General features: G+C 69.1%; 13 protein-coding genes and 4 pseudogenes. 10 read left to right on the top strand and 7 right to left on the bottom strand.

Annotation, left to right across the window (positions count from 1 at the left end):
• Positions 1-67: 67 nt before the first annotated feature.
• The 6 genes and pseudogenes from ACZ7LK_RS10920 (at position 68) to ACZ7LK_RS10895 (ending at position 9318) form a co-directional block, all read left to right on the top strand.
• Positions 68-169: a DNA-formamidopyrimidine glycosylase family protein gene (locus ACZ7LK_RS10920; RefSeq protein WP_392273192.1), complete on the top strand. Its 102-nt coding sequence runs from the start codon at positions 68-70 to the stop codon at positions 167-169.
• Positions 170-175: 6 nt separating this feature from the next.
• Positions 176-394 (top strand): annotated as a pseudogene (locus ACZ7LK_RS10915) (DNA-formamidopyrimidine glycosylase family protein); the annotation flags it as partial.
• Positions 395-752: 358 nt separating this feature from the next.
• Complete coding sequence (locus tag ACZ7LK_RS10910) at positions 753-3929, top strand: putative bifunctional diguanylate cyclase/phosphodiesterase (protein WP_469462938.1); 3177 nt, start codon at positions 753-755, stop codon at positions 3927-3929.
• 72 nt (positions 3930-4001) lie between these two features.
• Positions 4002-7295 (top strand): amino acid adenylation domain-containing protein, encoded by a 3294-nt coding sequence (locus tag ACZ7LK_RS10905; protein ID WP_471139706.1) that lies wholly within the window; start codon positions 4002-4004, stop codon positions 7293-7295.
• On the top strand, positions 7292-8083 hold the full coding sequence (locus tag ACZ7LK_RS10900; protein WP_471139703.1) for a leucyl/phenylalanyl-tRNA--protein transferase: 792 nt from the start codon (positions 7292-7294) through the stop codon (positions 8081-8083). The genes ACZ7LK_RS10905 and ACZ7LK_RS10900 overlap by 4 nt, the downstream gene beginning before the upstream one ends.
• A 1112-nt stretch (positions 8084-9195) precedes the next feature.
• Positions 9196-9318, top strand: coding sequence for a hypothetical protein (locus ACZ7LK_RS10895; protein WP_471139700.1), 123 nt, complete (start codon positions 9196-9198; stop codon positions 9316-9318).
• A gap of 482 nt (positions 9319-9800) precedes the next feature.
• Here ACZ7LK_RS10895 and ACZ7LK_RS10890 read toward each other — a convergent pair.
• The 4 genes and pseudogenes from ACZ7LK_RS10890 to ACZ7LK_RS10875 all read right to left on the bottom strand — a co-directional run.
• Positions 9801-10040, bottom strand: a pseudogene (locus ACZ7LK_RS10890) (hypothetical protein); the annotation flags it as partial.
• 409 nt (positions 10041-10449) lie between these two features.
• Positions 10450-10797 (bottom strand): YciI family protein, encoded by a 348-nt coding sequence (locus ACZ7LK_RS10885; RefSeq protein ID WP_471139698.1) that lies wholly within the window; start codon positions 10795-10797, stop codon positions 10450-10452.
• A complete protein-coding gene (locus tag ACZ7LK_RS10880) occupies positions 10794-11735 on the bottom strand; it encodes a Vgb family protein (RefSeq protein WP_471139695.1) in 942 nt (313 codons plus the stop codon). Before ACZ7LK_RS10880 ends, ACZ7LK_RS10885 begins: the two co-directional genes overlap by 4 nt.
• Positions 11732-12409, bottom strand: coding sequence for a CatB-related O-acetyltransferase (locus tag ACZ7LK_RS10875; RefSeq protein ID WP_392273197.1), 678 nt, complete (start codon positions 12407-12409; stop codon positions 11732-11734). The genes ACZ7LK_RS10880 and ACZ7LK_RS10875 overlap by 4 nt, the downstream gene beginning before the upstream one ends.
• A 216-nt stretch (positions 12410-12625) precedes the next feature.
• Here ACZ7LK_RS10875 and ACZ7LK_RS10870 point away from each other — a divergent pair, with 216 nt between their 5' ends.
• Complete coding sequence (locus ACZ7LK_RS10870) at positions 12626-13603, top strand: LysR family transcriptional regulator (protein WP_392273198.1); 978 nt, start codon at positions 12626-12628, stop codon at positions 13601-13603.
• Between the two features lie 180 nt (positions 13604-13783).
• Here ACZ7LK_RS10870 and ACZ7LK_RS10865 read toward each other — a convergent pair.
• Positions 13784-13914, bottom strand: a pseudogene (locus ACZ7LK_RS10865) (diguanylate cyclase domain-containing protein); the annotation flags it as partial.
• A gap of 74 nt (positions 13915-13988) precedes the next feature.
• Between ACZ7LK_RS10865 and ACZ7LK_RS10860 the strand changes: the two are divergent.
• The 3 genes and pseudogenes from ACZ7LK_RS10860 to ACZ7LK_RS10850 all read left to right on the top strand — a co-directional run bounded on the left by ACZ7LK_RS10860 (position 13989) and on the right by ACZ7LK_RS10850 (position 16562).
• Positions 13989-14375 carry a barstar family protein gene (locus ACZ7LK_RS10860; protein WP_471139690.1) on the top strand — a complete coding sequence of 129 codons (387 nt, stop codon included), beginning with the start codon at positions 13989-13991 and terminating at the stop codon, positions 14373-14375.
• A gap of 206 nt (positions 14376-14581) precedes the next feature.
• Complete coding sequence (locus ACZ7LK_RS10855) at positions 14582-15127, top strand: hypothetical protein (RefSeq protein ID WP_471139688.1); 546 nt, start codon at positions 14582-14584, stop codon at positions 15125-15127.
• Positions 15128-15345: 218 nt separating this feature from the next.
• Positions 15346-16562, top strand: a pseudogene (locus ACZ7LK_RS10850) (transposase).
• Positions 16563-16722: 160 nt separating this feature from the next.
• Here ACZ7LK_RS10850 and ACZ7LK_RS10845 read toward each other — a convergent pair.
• On the bottom strand, positions 16723-17457 hold the full coding sequence (locus ACZ7LK_RS10845; RefSeq protein ID WP_471139686.1) for an SDR family NAD(P)-dependent oxidoreductase: 735 nt from the start codon (positions 17455-17457) through the stop codon (positions 16723-16725).
• Positions 17458-17498: 41 nt separating this feature from the next.
• Positions 17499-17990: a YbaK/EbsC family protein gene (locus tag ACZ7LK_RS10840; RefSeq protein ID WP_392273201.1), complete on the bottom strand. Its 492-nt coding sequence runs from the start codon at positions 17988-17990 to the stop codon at positions 17499-17501.
• Between the last annotated feature and the right edge of the window lie 4 nt (positions 17991-17994).

Genomic DNA, 17994 nt, shown 5'->3' with positions numbered 1-17994 from the left:
GGTCGGCCCGGCCGTCGCGTGTCCTGCGTGTTCCGCGTGTTCGGCGTGTTCGAGAAGGGCGCACCCCATGCCTGAGCTGCCGGACGTCGAGGGTTTCCGCAAGGTGCTCGAAGCCTGCGCGAAGGGCAGGGTCGTCCAGCGCGTCGAGGTGCGTGACGCGGGCATATGACACGGGGTGAGCGCGCGGCGGCTGCGCGACGCGCTGGAGGGCCGCCGGTTCACCAAGGCGGAGCGGCACGGGAAGTGGCTGCTCGCCCGCACCGACGGTGGCCCCACCCTCGTGCTGCACTTCGGAATGACCAGCCTGCTGGTCTGCGGCCACCCCGACGAGCCGGCCGGGCCCCACGGCCGCGTCCTGTTCACCGTCGGGGACGGCCGTCAGCTCCGCAGCCGACGCCGGTCCGGGTCTGCAGCCGCGCGGGGGGCGTGGTGTCCCGTGAAACGACGCGGCATGTCCCCCCTGTGCGCATGCGGGAATGCCCGAGCTGGGTAAGCTGGAAGATGGAACGCGAAAAAAAGGACAGTCGTCTTGGCGACAAGGAGTCCGCAAGCTCGCTATCCCGGCGAGCGAGTGCGAGTGTACCTATGACGTGGGTATACCGGCCGCGTTCCCAGGCGACCAGGGCTGAGACCATTCGGAGAATCCCCCCGTTCAGCCGTCATTCCTATTCCTCGGGATGACAACTGACGTCCGGTTCCGTTGACCCAGCTCAGTCCACCCGACAAGTGGCCCTCCCGGGAGGTTGGTTGGGGTGAACCAGCGACCGCGAAGCCAGGCCGTGATGGTCGCCGTCAGCGTATGCGTCGTCGTGCTGATCGCGCTCTACTACACATATCCGGAACAGCCGCTGATCTTCGTATGCATCGGAGTGATCGGCGTCATCGGTATCGGTCTGGGCGTCTATTTCAACCGGCCGGCGCATCGACTTCCTTGGCTGCTGCTCGCCGCGGGAAATCTCACCTTCGCCGCGGGTGAAACCGCTCAGATCGTCCTCATCGAGACGCACCCCGAGCAGATGCCGTTTCCGTCCGTCGCCGACGGCTTCTATCTCGCGGCCTATCCGCTCTATGCGGCAGGGCTGCTGGGCTTCGTTCATTGGCGCACGGGGTGGCGAGACCGCGCGAGCCTCGTCGACGCGCTGACGCTGACGGTCGGCCTGGCACTGCTGGTGTGGCTCTATCTCATCGAGCCCTACTCCCGCGTCCCGGGTCTCACCTGGGTACAGAAGGCATTCTCCATGGCCTATCCGCTCGGCGACATCCTCGTCCTGGCGATGCTGCTGCGCCTGCTCACCGGCCGAGGCGGCAAGAGCCTCGCGCTCGTACTGCTCACCACAGGCACCCTCGCCCTGCTCGCGGCGGACGTGGCTTACGGCCTCATACAACTGCACGGGACCTGGCGCACGGGTACCGCGGTCGATCTCGGCTGGGCCGTCCTGTACGGCGCCTGGGCGGCCGCCGCGCTCCATCCGTCCATGCGGTCGCTGACCCAGCCGGTGGCATGGCACGGCGAGACCGGCACGAGCCGGCTGAGCCTACTCACCCTGGCGTCGCTGATCGCGCCGACCATCCTCCTGACGGAGGCGGTGCGCGGGGAGAGCGCCAACGTCGGCGTCATCGGGGTGTTCTCCGCGGTGCTCTTCGTCCTTGTGCTGTACCGCTTGTCCGGCGTGGCGGCGACCCACCGGCAGGCAGTGGGGCGGGAGAAGGTGCTGCGCAAGGCGGTGTCGTCGCTGGGCGGGGCGGGCAATCCACGGGATGTGGCCGCTGCCGTCCTCTCTGCGGTGACAGAGCTGATGTCGCACGGCCCGCCGCGTTCCGCGCTGCTCACCGTGCCGGACAACTCGCTCTGGCTGGACCGGATGCACGGCGGCGTACGAGGTCCACTGACCGCGCCGGTGACCGCGAACGTCCGGGAACTGATCGCGTCGGGCGGGAGCCGCCTGGTCACCCTCGACGGGGTGGGGCCAGAGCTCGCCTCCCACCTCACGGGCCAGGACAAGGAGCCGAACCGCACCGGCCATGCGCTGGTCTGCCCGCTCACCTCGCAGGATCACCCGTCGGGCGATCCGCTGATCGGGGCACTGATCGTGGCCGGGGACGAGCGGAACCTGCTTGTGCTCCGCGAAACGCTGGCGACTCTCGCCGCGCAGGCGGCACTCGCCGTGGCGCGGGTGGCGCTCGCCCAGGAGGTCAACCGGCGCAACAGCGAGATGTACTTCCGCACACTGGTGCAGAACGCCTCCGACGTCATTCTGATCCTCGACGACGACCGGGTCCGTTACGCCAGCCCGTCCGCCGACCAGATGCTCGGCGTTGCCAACCTCGAGGGCGCCCACATCATCGACCTGGTGCCGCCGCAGGACAGCCGCACGGTGGCCGAGACGCTGGGACGGATACGGAGCCGCGAGTACCAGAGCAAGAGCGAGCACTGGCGCATGGTCCGCGCCGACCGGGCGACCATCGAGGTCGAGGTGAGGTGGAGCGACCTGCGCGACGAGGCCACCGTCGGCGGGGTGGTGCTCACCCTGCGGGACGTAACCGAACAGCGAAAGCTCGAACGCGAACTCACCCACCAGGCGTTCCATGACTCGCTCACCGGCCTGGCCAACCGCGTGCTCTTCGAGGATCGGGTCAACCACGCTCTCGTGCAGGCCCAGCGCGACGGCACGGTGGTGGGCGTGCTCTTCGTCGACGTGGACGACTTCAAGGTCGTCAACGACATACACGGCCACGGTGTGGGCGACGAACTTCTCGTCGCGCTGTCGCTCCGGCTGCAGACCGCAGTCCGTGCCTCCGACACCGCCGCGCGCATCGGCGGCGACGAATTCGCCCTGCTGGTGGAGGGCTCCGCCACGCCGACGGGCGTGGAGAGGTCCACCGAACACCTGATGTCCGTGTTCGCGGAGCCGTTCCGGCTCAGCGTGGGGCCGCTGAGCACCTACGCCAGCATCGGCGTCGCGACGACGGAGGACAGCGTCGACTCGGTCGAATTGCTGACGCACGCCGATCTCGCGCTGTACGCGGCGAAGACGGCGGGCAAGCGCCAGTGGCGCCGCTACCACCCGGATCTGCAGCGCGGCATGGCCGAACGTGCCAGGTTGCAGGAGGGGTTGGACAGTTCGTCGATCGAGACCTCGTTCATGGTGCTTTACCAGCCCATCGTGGAGTTGGCCAGCGGGCGGATCGCCGGCTTCGAGGCACTCGTTCGCTGGCCCCACTCCACGCACGGCATGGTGCTGCCGGAACAGTTCATCACGCTCGCCGAGGAGAGCGGGCAGATCGTTCCGCTCGGAGCGTGGGTGCTCGACCAGGCCGCGGCCGAGGCGGTCCGGTGGCAGGACTCCGTGCTGCGCGAGGGGACGGCCGACCACAACGCTCCGTACATCAGCGTGAACGTGTCTCCGCGTCAGTTCCGGGACGAGGGGTTCTACGACGTGATCCGGCGCGCTCTGGAGATTTCCGGTGTCGCACCGTCGTCCCTGGTACTGGAGCTGACCGAAAATGTGCTGATGTACAACGATGAACGGATTCTGGCCGAGATGAGTTCGCTCACCGACCTCGGTATCCGTATCGCGATCGACGACTTCGGAACGGGCTACTCGTCGCTGAGCTATCTGCGGGAGTTTCCGATCTCGATACTCAAGATCGACAAGTCGTTCGTCGACGAACTCGGCCGCTCGCCCGAGCAGTACGCCCTGGTCGAGGGGATCACGCATCTCGCGGACACGCTCGGCCTCACTGTGATCGCCGAAGGAGTGGAGGACGTGAGGCAGCAGGAGTCGCTGATCTCCATGGGCTGCCGGTTCGGCCAGGGGTACCTCTTCGCCGAGCCGGTCGGTGCCGAGGAGGCGGAGCACCTCGTCCTCGCGCCACCGCTCGGCCAACTGGCCGGACTGCGCGGACTGACCGCGGACAGGAAGCCGTGATGGCGGCGGCCCTCTCCCGCGAGTGGCGCAGGTCGTGGTCCGCAGCACTCTGCGCGAGGCAGGAGAACCAAGGTGACGGAACGTGACCGAGCTCCGACGGAGTCTGCTGCGCTGTGTGTCGTACTGCGCAACGACGAGGAACAGTACGCGATCTGGCCCGCCGGTCGCCGGCCTCCGGCCGGGTGGCGTCAGGTCGGCGGGCCGGAGTCCGCCGGGTGGTGCGCGGGTCTGGTCGACCGCCTGTGGACCGACATGCGGCCCGCGAGCGCCCACGCCGAGCGGCGGCACCCGGAGTCCTGGCCGAGCAGTGTGCCCGAGCTGATCCGGGAGCGGGCGCGGCGTGAGCCGTCCGCTCTCGCAGTTCTCTCGGACGAGGGCCGGCTCAGCTACGCTGAGCTGACCGGCCGTGCCGACCGGTTTGCCCGCCGACTGAGGGAGTCGGGCGTCGACGCGGAGTCCGTCGTCACCGTGTGCCTCGACCGTGCGCCCGAGCTGGTCGTCGCGCTGCTGGCGGTGCTGAGCTCCGGCGGCGCGTTCCTGCCCCTCGACCCCGCGACACCGCGGCAACGGATGGCCGGACTGGTCGGGGAGACCGGTTCACGTCTCATCGTCTCCAACCGCGAGTACGCCCCGATGTTCGCCGGGTGCGAGGCGCGCATCCTCCACGCCGGGGAACCGGCCCCGCCGGCCCCGGAACCGGCCCCGGAACCGACCCCGGAACCGCCCCCGGAGCCGGGCCCCCGGCCGGACGACCTGGCCTACGTGATCTACACCTCCGGATCCACCGGACCTCCCAAGGGAGTGATGATCAGCCACCGGTCGCTGGCTCACTCCCTCACCGCGGTGGCCCGGGCCTACGAACTCGCGCCCGGCGACCGGGTGCTGCACGCCGCGGCACTCGGCTTCGACACCTCGCTGGAGCAGATCTTCGCCACGCTGATCAGCGGCGCGACACTCGTCCTCGCGGGAACACATACGTGGGCGCCCACCGATCTGCTGCACCGTCTCCCGGAGCACGGGATCACCGTCGCCGATCTGACGCCCGCCTACTGGCATCGGATCGTCTCCGCCCCGGACCACGACGAGGCCCTCGCATCGCTGAGGCTCGCCATCGTCGGCGGCGAGATCGTCCATACGAAGGCCTGTCGCGCCATCCTGCACCGGATCCCCGGCGCCCGGCTCGTCAACGCCTACGGGCTCACCGAAACCACCATCACCTCCACGCTCTGCGACCTGAACGAGGAGTTGCTCGCCGCGCCGGACACCGCCCTCGCCCCGATCGGCAGACCCCTGGAGGGGACGCATGTCCACGTACTCGACGCCGAACTGAACCGGGTGCTGCCGGGCGAGCGCGGCGAGATCTACATCGGCGGTCCGGGGCTGGCGCGCGGTGTCTGGCGCCAGCCTTCCCTGACCGCACAGCAGTTCCTGCCCGACCCGCACGGCTCGGCGCCCGGCGACCGGATGTACCGCACCGGGGATCTGGGCCGTCGGCGCCCGGACGGCAACCTGGAAGTCCTCGGCCGGGTCGACGACCAGATGAAGATCCGCGGCTTCCGGGTCGACCCGGCCGAGGTCGAGGCCGCGCTCGGCTCCCACCCTGAGATCGGCCAGGCGATGGTGGTGGCCCGGACACGTGGCAGCAGCGACCGGGACCTCGTCGCCTACGTCACGCCGACCTCGCCGCCGGCCGGCGGCGAGGCGGTGCTGTGCGCACGGCTGCGGTCGGCGCTCGCCGAGGTCCTGCCGGGCTACATGATTCCGGCGGCCTTTCACGCGGTGGAGCGACTGCCCCTCACGCCCGGAGGAAAGCTCGACCGCAAGGCCGTGCCGGAACGCGTGACCGCGGCGCCGACGGCCGCGGCCGACGACCGTCCGGTGCCGCAGGGGATGGCCCAGTTGTGGAGCCAGATCCTGGATGTCGACCACGTCCGTCCGCGCGACGACTTCTTCGAGCTGGGCGGCAACTCCCTGCTGGCCATGGAGATGCTCGCCCGAACCCGCGTCGTATTCGGCATCGGCATCACACAGATCCGCGACCTGACCCGTTCACTGCTGCGGTATCCGACGCTCGCCGCGTTCGCCGAGTCCGTGCGGAAGGCACGTGCCGGGACGCTGGCCCACCCGGGCGGCGGGAGCGTCGACTTCACCGCCGAGACCGACCGGCGCTTTCCGGAAGTAGGTCATGGCGCACCGGCTCCGGACCCCCGGCGCCCCGGCGACGTCCTCCTCACCGGGGCGACGGGGTTCTGCGGGGCGTACATGATCGACGAACTACTGCGCCGGACGACGGGACGGGTCCTGTGCCTGGTCAGGGCCTCCGACGAACAGCACGGCCTGGAACGGATCCGCGTGAGTCACCAGCGGCACGTCCTCAGCGATCTGTCCAGCGATCGTGTCCAACCGGTCGTCGGCGACCTGGGCAAGCCAGGGCTGGGGCTGTCACCCAGCCGGTTCGAGGAGCTCGGATCGACCATCGACGCCGTGTACCACTTTGGTGGACACGTCAACTTCATCTACCCGTACCACGAGTTGCGCACGGCCAATGTCGACGGAACATCCGAGATCATCCGCCTCGCCGCCGGCCGTGCCGTCCCCGTCCACTTCACCTCCAGCATGGCGGTGCTCGCCGGATTCGGCCCCGCCGGGGTGCACGAGGTGACGGAGAGCACCCCGTTGCGCTTCCCCGAATACCTGTCGGTGGGATACGTGGAGACCAAATGGGTTGGCGAGGCGCTGCTGCGGCAGGCGTCCGACGCGGGCCTTCCCGTCACCGTCTACCGCCTGATGGACGTCACAGGCAGCATCGAAACCGGCGTGATGAACACCAGCAGCGAGATGGTCGCCCTCATCGACTTCATCGCGCGGACCGGGCTGTGCCCGGCCGTCCGGCTGCCGCTGGACTTCCTGCCGGCCGACCAGCTCGCCCGCGCCGTCGGACACATCTCCACCCGCTGTCCCGCCCGCGGCGAGGTCTACCACCTCACCAATCCCCGCCCCGCATTGTTGAGCTCGCTCGCCGAGCGTCTTCGCCGACGGGGTTATCCGGTCCAGGAGATCCCGTACGCCGAGTGGATCGCCGCTCTGGTGAAGTACGTGGCCGGGCACCCCACCGACCCGATCACACCGTTCGTCCCGCTCTTCGTCGACCGGTGCGCGCACGCCGACATCACCGTGAGCGAAATGTACTTCCAGGGCGTTTTCACAGAGTTCACCCGCAACAACGCCGAACGGGCCCTGGTGGACAGCGGGATCGACATTCCGCCGGTGGACGCGCAGATGATGGACCGCTACATCGACTTTCTTCAGCGGTCCGGCGCCGTCCGCCCGGTGAGGAGCCAAGGGCGGGAAGCGGCACGGTGGTGAGCCGATGCCCAAGCTGGGAGGCGCTCGACGTGCTGGACGCGGCCCCCGACGGTCCGGTGGCCTTCTGTGCCGACCTCAGTCCCGCCGGCCTCCTGGCCGGGTACCGCGCCGGGGTCTATCCGTTCCCAGCATCCGACGACTACGCCCGCGTCTTCAACGAGGTGGTCTACGCCGACCAGGTCGACGAGGGCCGCATTCCGCTCGTCGGTGAGGAATCAGAGGATCACTACGCCGTCTCCTGGTGGTCGCCCGATCCCAGGCCGGTGCTGCCCGTCTCGGCCGCGCACATCAGCCGCAGCCTCGCCCGGCGGCTGCGCGGTCGGCCGGCGTGGTCGACCAGCCTGAACCGGAGGTTCGAGCAGGTCGTCCGCGAATGCCGTGCCGACCGCGTCCCGTTGTGGCTCACCGACGAGCTGATCGCAAGCTTGATACGCCTGCACGAGCTGGGCCATGCTCACAGTGTCGAGGTGTGGGAGGACGGCGATCTGGTCGGCGGCGTCTTCGGTCTTCAGGTCGGATCGGTCCTCAGCATGGACTCGATGTTCTTCCACCGTCCCGGTGCCTCGAAGGCCGCGGTCGCCGACCTCGCGGCGCGCTTCGGACAGGTCGGCGGCCTGCTGCTCGACGCCCAGCGGGACAGCCCGCACGTCCGCGGCCTGGGCGCCCTTCTCGTACCTCGAGAGCAGTACGTGCGACAGCTCCGCCGCACCGCGTGCGACAGCCTCCCGATGATGCCTGCCGCCACTTTGCCCGCCCGCCGCCTCACCCGGCCGACGGGATCGCGATGAGCGCGGTCGCCGCACTGCTCGCCCGGCCGATCAACGCACTCGAGATCCACCGTGCCACCGCGCCACTCGCACCGGACGCGAAGGACCCGACCGCGATGCGGTCGGGTCCTTCGTCTGCTGGCAGGACTGTCCGCTCATTCCGCCCGCTGGCTAGGGGAGCTCGCGTACCAGACATGAGGCGTCCCAAAAGCGTACGAGGTGCGCACGCGGCGCGTACCTTACCGGGTGTTCCTCCCCGGGACTGCCGCCTCCCGGGCCTCGACGTCGGCCGAACCAGACAACCCGAGCGCCGCGGGCCACCACCCGGGTGGGGATAGCACGGCGTTATAGCCCACCAGCGGGGGAGAGGCACCGCCACCAGCCTCAACTGGTGCAGCGACGAAGCTCGCCGCCCCGACGACTTTTCCGTGCCCGGCGTCATCTACATCGCCGCCGTCGAATCGCCACCTGACCCGCGCCCCGAGCGGCCGTAAGACGCCTCATCCGGGCGGTTACCTCCCAGCCCGCGTGCCGCACTCAGCACGGAGAACTTGATGGAGAGGTCGTCGCCGGGGTCCCGCGCAGGCTGCCGCTGGAGGCCCCGGGAAGAGGCCAAGCGCCTCGACCAGCGCCGCCAGCTCCGGCCACCGGGGAAGTACCAGGGCCCACGTCGTCGGAGGAGCACTTCGGCAAGCGGAGGGTGGCGGGCTGGACTCCTACGGGGCGCCCAGACGGGACGACGTACGCGCACGCCTGCTTCTTCAACTGGCGCTCGTTACCTGGGGCCTGAGTAAACCGCATGGCCTGCGTGCTGATGGGAGGACCGTGCAGCAATGCATGTCCACCGCCCTGTGTCAGCTGCGAGAGGCTGGGCTGCCGGTTCTGTTTTGGCTTCGTCTTCGCTCGCCTCCGGTGTCGCTCATGACGCTGGTGTCGGCTCCCAGCGGTTCCTCCGGACCGGCTGAAGCCCGGCATACCGAGTTGGACCGGAGCCGACTGTCTCACCACGAGCACGTCGACCTGGGCGAGCCTACCTTCGGAGCTGGCCAAGCTGACGCGGGGTCCCGCGACCTCCCCGCGCCAGCCTTCCGCTGGGCCGGGTCCGGCCGGGGGAGCGAGCAACGAACGCAAGCATGCTCACCATCAATGCAGACCAGAGCGACAGCCCGGTGATCGAGCTGTCCGTCTCCGAGCTCCGCCACCTGCATGCCGTGCCGGTGCGACCTGGCGACTTCCCAGCGGCGGCAGCCGATTGATCCTCTAGTTATCTGCGTTCGGCATGGAGCCGCAAGAGGTGGCTCCTGCGCTGAGCGAGCAGTCGGCGGCCCGACCCGGGCCAGAATCACGTCCGCAACCGCGAGACGGCTTCCAGCCCAGGCTCCCAAAACCAGCGAAGGGTTCACCCTGTCGGCCCGAAGTTCCCCGCAGCCTGCGTGTCAGCCTCTCGACGATGCCCGCCTCGGCTGGTCGTGCACCGGCTGGGCCCGTGGTGGTCTTCGTACAACGGGGTGGTGGAAGGAACGAGGACGCTCGTGCGGGCAAGCCATGCGCCAACGCCGTGCGGCGCGGACGCGTACCGCGGGAGGACTCCCGCGTACGGCTGGCCGCCGAGCCGGGCGGGCTGCTGCGGGTAGCGGTGTCGCTCACCCTGACGCAGCCGCGGCCCAGTCCCCGTAGCGACCCTCGCGACCACGGTCCCTGAGGCTCGGCCGACGTGTGGCTGGTGACTAGTGCCGCATCAGGCAATGTTTGCCCTGTTCACGACCTCGCGTAGCCGCTTGTCGGCGGCGTGCTTGTTCCGCCACATGATGTAGCGGCGGATCATCGTTCCTTGCTCCTCGTGGCAGGTGTGGTCGGTGCCGTCGAGCGCGAAGTAGCGCAGGGCAGTGAACTGGGCCTCGATCCGGTTAAACCAGGAGCTGTTGATCGGCGTGTAGGCCAGTTCGACGTTGTTGGCTGCGGCCCAGTCGCCGACGCGGGCATCTGTAAGCCACGGGCCCAACGCTCCAGTATTTCCACGTGGTCCGGACCACCGACGCTTTCCACCACGTGTCCCCCGACCCGGTAACCGCGCCCAGTGCGCACCTACCATCCCGCCCAACTATGAAGCGACTGTCAAGAGCGCACCGCAGGCCGCCGGCTCGTCGTGGGGCGTGCCGCCGTTCGTCAAGCCCCCTATTGCATTGACTTGTAAGGCGCAGGGCGAACGTTGCCTGATACGGCACTACTGGCGCTTGCCCCGACGGGTGGCGGAATGCGGCCGGCGACGAGCTCAACCGCTGATACTCGTCCTGCCAATGTGTTTCTGGGTGTTCAGAGCGGCCCTGCTCAGGCCCCCGGGGTGGGCCTCGTGGGCGCCGGTCTAACGCCTGGGCAGGGGACGCTCCTCAGGCGGATTCGAGGACCGGCCGGAGTTCGAGTGTCTCAGGTGTGGGGAAGCTGCGGGCCAGCTCGATGGCTTCAGCGTGATCTGTCACCTCCAGCAGGAACCAGCCGCCGAGGGTTTCTTCGCCGCCGTGCACAGCCCCGTCGGTCACCGAGACGGTTCCGTCCGCCGCCGTACGCACGGTGACAGGGCCTTGATGCTCGGTGTCGAGGGCATCGCCGCCCGCAAGTTTGCCCGCGGCAGCCAGCTTGCCGATCCATGTCTCGTAGGCCGTGCGGTGGGCATCGCGGTCGGCCTGGATCCGGGCGCGTGACGCGTCGGTCTCGAAGATGACGAGGGCGTACTTCATGACAGGTTCCTCTTCTCGGTGGGTACTGCAGAACTGGTGGTTCTCGCATCGATGGCGGTCGGGGCGAGGCGCGCCAGTGCACCTGTCTCCAGCGCGGTCCATAGCGCGCTGTCCGGGCCCACCGTGATGCCGTGCGGTTCGGAGGCCGGGGTGGGCAGGTCATGGACGGTGACGTTGCCGTCACCGGTGAGTGAACCGACCCGGTTCGCGCCCCACTCGGTGAACCACGTGGTGCCTTGCGCGTCGGTGGTGATGGCGTGCGGCCGGGCCGACCGGTCGGGCAGCGGGTACTCAGTCATCCGGCCGTCGGGTGTTCTGCGGCCGATCTGACCGGCCGCGATCTCGGTGAACCAGACGGTGCCGTCCTGGGCCACGGTGATCCCTACCGGTGCGGCCGCTTCGGTGGGCAGCTCGTGGACCGTGATGCGGCCGTCCATGTCGATGCGGCCGATGGCGCCCGCCTGGTTCATCGTGAACCACATCGCGTCCTGGGACGCGGCGATCGCGGAGGGGAACGCGCCGGTGCGCGGCAGCGGGTATTCGGTGACCGAGCCCTGCATGGTGATCCGGCCGATGCGGTCCGCGGCGGTTTCGGTGAACCACAAAGCCCTGTCTGGCCCGACGGCGATACCGAAGGGACCGCACTGCGCGGTGGGCAGGGGGAACTCGGTCACCTCGCCGGCGGTGGTGATCCGGCCGATCCGGTGCGCACGGTACTGGGTGAACCACAAGGCGCCGTCCGGCCCGGTGCAGATGGCGGTCGGACCGCTGTCCGGGGCCAGTTGATGATGGACCGGTTCCTGCCCCGGGACGAGTCGTCCGATCCGGCCGCTGTGCACCAAGGTGAACCACAGCGCGCTGTCCGGACCCGTGGTGATCGCGTATGGGCCGCCGGCGGGATCGGACACCACATACTCCTCGAATTGCCGTGCCGTCATCGCTTCCCCAGACCTTCGGTGGCGGCGATGCGGGCGATGTCCTGTGGGGAACCGGCCATGATGGTGCGGGCGTTGGCGCTCACCACGTCGACGGGCCAGTCCCACCAGGCGGCGCGCAGGAGCTGCTCGACGGCCTGGTCGTCGAAGCGCTGTCTGATCGCTCTGGCCGGGTTCCCGCCCACGATGGTGTACGGCGGCACATCCGTCGTGACCACGGCACCCGCCGCGATCACGGCACCGTCACCGATCCGTACGCCCGGCATCACCGTGGCCCCGTATCCGAACCACACGTCGTTGCCGACCACCGTGTCGCCGCGGCTCGGCATGCCGGTGACGATGTCGAGCGTCTCCTCGGCCCACCGGCCTCCGAACATGGTGAAAGGGAAGGTGGACGTCCCCATCGACGGATGGTCGGCGCCCGCCATCAGAAACCTCGTGCCGGTGGCGATCGCACAGTACTTGCCGATGATCAAGCGCTCCGGACCGTAGGCGTACAGCACATTGCGCTGGACGAAGTCGGTCGCGCCGTCGGGGTCGTCGTAATACGTGAAGTCACCCGCCACGACGTGGGTCCCGGTGACCAGGGGTTTGAGGAAGACGACCCGTTCGTGCTCCGGCAGTGGATGGAGCGTGTCCGGATCGGGTGTGCACACAGCATTGCGGTCAGACGTCACGCGGGAATCTCTCCCTATGGGTTCCAAGGGGCAGGCAAGCAGGCAGCGCAGGGTGTGGGAGCCCCAGAGGCGGCTGAACTGGCTCCGTCCCAGCATGCGGAGCACCGAGCCCGGGAACAACTGCCGATCTTGTTAGAGTCGTTAACTCAGAGGTTCACGATCCGGGACCGCCGCCCGGCAACCGGATCGGAAGCCGCGCGACGGGGGCGGAGCGGGATGGAACTGCGGGACATAGAGATCTTTCTGACGCTCGCCGAGGAGCTTCACTTCGGTCGCAGCGCCGAACGCCTGAAGGTCTCCCCGGCTCGTGTCAGCCAGGCGATCAAGAAGCAGGAACGTCGCATCGGGGCGCAGCTTTTCGAGCGGACCAGCCGGCATGTACGCATGACTCCCCTTGGCGAAGAGTTGCACCGGAGGCTGAAGCCGGCCTTTGAGGACATCCAGGCGGCCATGGCCGAGGTGACGGCCATCGCCCGTCGGCCTCCCGCCACGCTGACAGTGGGGGTGATGGGTGCGCAGATGCATGAGATGCGCTCGGTCCTCGACCACTTCCGGTCCCGGCACCCCGCCGTCGAACTCCGTTTCAAAGAGGTGTTCTTCAGTGATCCGTTCGGAGCGCTGCGGGCCGGTGAGGTCGACACCTTGGCCGCCTGGCTGCCGGTGCGCGAGCCGGACCTCACCGTCGGCGTGGTGCTGCGCGAGGAACCGCTTCGCCTGATGGTGGCCGCGGACCATCCGCTTGCCGGGCAGGTGACGGTGAGCATGGAAGTGCTCGGCGACCACAAGGTGCCGAGCCTGGCCGGCTCCGTGCCCGCCTACTGGGTGAGCGCTGTCCTGCCGCTCTACACACCGGCGGGGCGCCCGATCCGCCGCGGCCCGTCCGTGGCCACCTTCTACGAGGTCCTCGCCCTCGTCGCGATAGGGGATGTGGTGTGCACTGTCCCTGACGAGGGGCGGCGCTACTACGCACAGCCCGACATCGCCTTTGTGACCATCCACGATGCACCGCCCGTCCAATGGGGCCTGATCTGGCGTACGGACCGCGCGACCCCGCTGGTGCACGCACTCGCCGAGGCGGCGACGGAGCACGGGGCCCGATGGTGCGGTAGGGGCGGGCCCCTCGGCCCGGCCTGCTCCCCTCACGGCGCCGTCGCTGCACCGACCGGAGGCACACCCGAAGCTCCCGGGCGATGACCTTATTGTCGTGATGCCCGGCGAGCATCTCGGCCGCCGCATCCGGATGCCCTCGCGGAACACCCGCCGCTCGTCCGTCAGCCCGCCTCCCTGCGAATACCTCACGCACCAGGCGTACCGCGACGATCACTGTTGTCAGCCCAGGCGACAACACCGCTTCGACCTCAGTCGTTCAGAGAAGAACTCGTCTCTGCCCAGGCGGCCGACGACTCCGTGGGTCCGGCCCAGCGGGCGAGGCGCTCGCCGGTCGCGGCGAGCGCGGCGTCGCCGGCGGCGTGGCCGTGGGTGTCGTTCGGGCCCTTGAAGTGGTTTTTCCGGACTGAGCGGAGGCGGCCAGAATCGAGGGGACGCAGCCGCAGAGCTGGCTGCACGTATCCTCCGAGCCGTGACACCGACATATGTGCTGGACGGCAGGCAGATCAGAACGCTGGAAGACTTCTGGCGAGTCATCGGCGAAGCGATCAACGGCCCCGGGGGCTACTTCGGCCGAAACCTCGACGCCTTCGCCGACTGCCTCAGCGGTGGCTGCGGGGCACCCGACGACGATGACTACGTGGTTGAGTGGCGCGACCACCAGGTGTCTCGCCAACATCTCGGCTATCCGGAGACAGCCCGCCAGCTAGAGATTCGGCTGTCACGCTGTCACCCCACGAACCGCCCCAAGGTCGGCGCCGACCTTGCCGCAGCAAGGGAAGAGCGCGGAACCACTGTCTTCGACTGGCTGGTCGAGATCTTCGAGGATCGCGCTCCTGGCGTCCTGCGACTCCGGTGACAGGTTACGAGGACGCCTTGTTCAGCAGGGCTCTCCATGACGGTGGGGCGAGGTACGGCGTGTTTGGTGGGTAAGCCGCACCTCGCGTGCATTCAGGGTTGTCTGATCTGGGGAATGCCCAAATCAGTGACCCGGGTCTTAGTCCGGGCTCGACACCACGAACGAGCAGGTCGACACCGACGCCGGGGAGGATCGGTCCGTCCGAGGTGGAGACGCTGGAGGCGATGTGGGAGCGGATCGAGCAGGTCGTGCCGCGTCATGAGCCGGCGGCGGCGGTCGCCGCGCTGTTCGAGCTGGCCCTGCCGCTCGACTCCGACGCGGACGAGGCATGGCGGACCCAGCTCGTCACCCGCTTTGGCACCGTGCGGCCGTTCCTGAAGCTCCTGGTGACGGTGGTCGATTTCGGCGCCACCCCGGAGGGCCTGCCCGTCCTCACCGCCCTGAAGTCGCTGCCGGATCTCATGGGACGCAAGAAGGTCGGTCCCGCCGAGGTCGACACCGGGCTGCTCACCGGCTCGTGGCGGCGGCTGGTGCTGTCCACGCCTCATCTGGAGCCGGGCACGGTGGCTGGAAGGCGTACGCGTTCTGCGTGCTGGAGCAGCTGTGCACCGGATGCTGCGGAGCAAGCAGGTGTTCGCGAAGAACTCCTCCAAGTGGGGCGACCCCCGCGCGAAGCTGCTGGACGGAGACGCGTGGGACCAGGCCAAGCCAACCGTGCTCGCCTCACTCAACCTGCCCGCCGAGGCCGGTGAGCACTTGGCGGCGCGGGCCGCCCTGCTGGACGGCACCTACCGTGAGGTCGCCGGACGGGTGCCGGCGAACTCCCAGATCGTGTTCGACGACGACGGCCGCCTGCACTTCGCCGCCCTGGAGCCGGAGCCCGACCCACCTCCCTGCGTGACCTGCGGGAGGCGGTGGAGGCGATGCTGCCGCGGGTCGACCTGCCGGAGGCACTGCTGGAGGTGTTCTCGTGACCGGCGCCGACCAGGCGTTCACCTCGGTCGCCGGCGGCGAGGCCCGGCTGAAGGACCTGCACGTGACGATCGCCGCGCTCCTAGTCGCGCACAGCTGCAACGTCAGCTACACCCCGGTCATCGGAGCCGCGGACGCGCTGAAGTACGGGCGGCTGTCCCACGTCGACCAGACCTACCTCCGGCTGGCGACGTATCGGGCGGCGAACGCCACACTGATCGACTACCAGGCAGCCATCCCGCTCGCGCAGGCGTGGGGCGGCGGCTTGGTCGCCTCCGTGGACGGGATGCGGTTCGTCGTCCCCGTGCCGTCGGTGTACGCCCTGCCCGACCCCAAGTACTTCGGGCGCCGGGGCGGCGCCACCTGGCTCGACATGATCAACGACCAGGCTGCGGGGCTCGGCGGGAAGGTGGTGGCCGGCATCCCACGCGACTCCCTGTACGTGCTGGACGTCCTGTTCGACCGCGACGGCGGCAAGCGCCCCGAGATGATTGTCACCGACACCGCGAGCTACAGCGACATCGTCTTCGGGCTGCTCACCCTGGCCGGGTTCGCGTACGCGCCACAGCTCGGCGACCTGCCGGACCAGAAGATGTGGCGCATCGACCGCACCGCCGACTGCGGCGCCTTCCAGGACGCCGCCCGCGGCCGGGTCGACCTCGCCCGGATCGAACGCCACTGGGAGGACATCCTCCGGATCGTCGGCTCCATCCACATTGGACCGTGCGCGCGTACGACGTGATCCGGATGCTGTCGCGGGACGGGCGCCCCACTCCGCTCGGCGACGCGATCGCCCACTACGGGCGGATCGCCAAGACCCCTTGCACATCATGCGCCTGGCCGACGAGCCGGGTTACCGAAGGCAGATCAAGAGCGCAGGCGAACATCCAGGAGGGCTGCCACGCGCTCGCCCGGAAGATCTTCCACGGCCGCTCTGGACAGCTCTACCAGCGCTACCAGGACGGCATGGAGGACCAGATCGGCGCCCTGGGTCTTGTCCTCAACGCCCTCGTGCTGTTCAACACGCGGTACATGGACGCCGCGGTACACCAGCTGCGGGCGGATGGCTTCGACGTCCGTGACGAGGACGTGGTACGCCTCTCGCCGTTTGTGAGGCATTACACCAACATACTTGGCCGCTACTCCTTCCATCTCCACGAATTGAGTGGCGGCCTGCGGTCCCTGCCCGACCTGGATGCCCCGGACGACGAGTGATCGGCTCCGGGGTGAGGCCCACCCGTCAGTGCTGTTCAGCGGCGGGTGAGCGCCGCCGACGGCAATATTGCGCCCACCCGTGCCGGCAGGCGGGCTCGGTCAGCACCGCGAATCGTGCCCGGCCCGAATCCGTGCCGGACGGCATGGGGCGCCCACGCTGTCAGTGGGCGGTCCAGCCACCATCGACCGGCAGCACCGCACCCGTAAGGTAGGACGCCGCTGGGCTGGCCAATAGGACTGCGGCGCCGACGAGTTCGTCGGGGTCGGCCCAGCGTCCCATGGGGACTTGGTGGTCCAGGAAGTCCCGGACATGCGGGTCGTCGTCGACGCCGGCGTTCAGCGGTGTGCGAAAGGGACCGGGAGCCAGCGCGTTGACGCAGATGCCGGTGCCTGCGAGTTCGACGCCGAGGCTGCGGGTGAGTTGGGCCACCGCGCCCTTACTGGCTGCGTAGCCTGCCCGGCCTGCGGCACCGACCAGTCCCAGAGCGCTGGCCAGGGTGACGATGCGGCCGTACCCCGCCTGCCGCATCGCGGGCACAACAGCCTGACACGAGAGGAAGGTTCCGACGACATTGACGTCCAGGCAGCGCCGCAGCGTGGTGGCGTCAAGCGCACCGAGTGCGCCTCGGGCCTGGATTCCGGCGCTGGTTACGAGCACGTCCAGGCGGCCGTACCGGTTGACGATGTCCTGGGCAAGGTCGTGGACCGAATCGTCCTCGGTCACGTCGCAGGACATACCCGCGGCAGTACCTCCGGTTCGGGCGATTATTTCCTTTGCTGTCTGTCTGCATGCCTCCAGCCGTCGGCTGGCCACCACCACTGTGGATCCGGCGAATGCCAGGCCCAGCGCGATGGCCCGGCCGAGCCCGGTTGAGCCCCCGGTGACGAGTGCCACCTGCCCGGTCAGATCGGTCCCTGGGCCGAGGGAACCCCTGGTCACGGGCCGACAGCGAGCAGGAGCCCGCCCGTGATCCGGAGGAGTTCACTGGCGGTGGTCGGGAAGACCGTGCGCGGCGTCCCGGCGGCGGCCCAGAGCTGGGGGTAGTCGCTCAGGGCTGCATCGACCACGGTAGGAAGCGCCTGGGGGTGGCCGACCGGAGCCACGCCTCCGATCGCCTGTCCGGTGGCCTGACGCACCTGTTCCGGGGTGGCGCGCCGGAGCTTGCCGCGTCCCCACCGGGCGGCGAGTGCTGTGGTGTCCACCTTGTGCCGACCGCTGGTCAGGACGAGAACGGGCTCGTCGTCGGAGATGAACACGAGGCTGTTGGCAATTGCGCCCACGTCGCACCCAAGGGCCTCGGCGGCCTCGGCGGCCGTGCGCGTCGACTCTGCCAACTCGCGTACCTGGCCCCTGATGCCGGCCTCAGCGAGGATGCGGGCCACCTCCATACTGCGGACGGGCAGGGATGTGCCCTTCTTGGGCGCCATGTGA

This window comes from Streptomyces sp. NPDC039423, assembly GCF_055598725.1.
The sequence above is the reverse complement of the archived record's forward strand: the minus strand, read 5'-3'. Positions and strand labels throughout refer to the sequence as shown.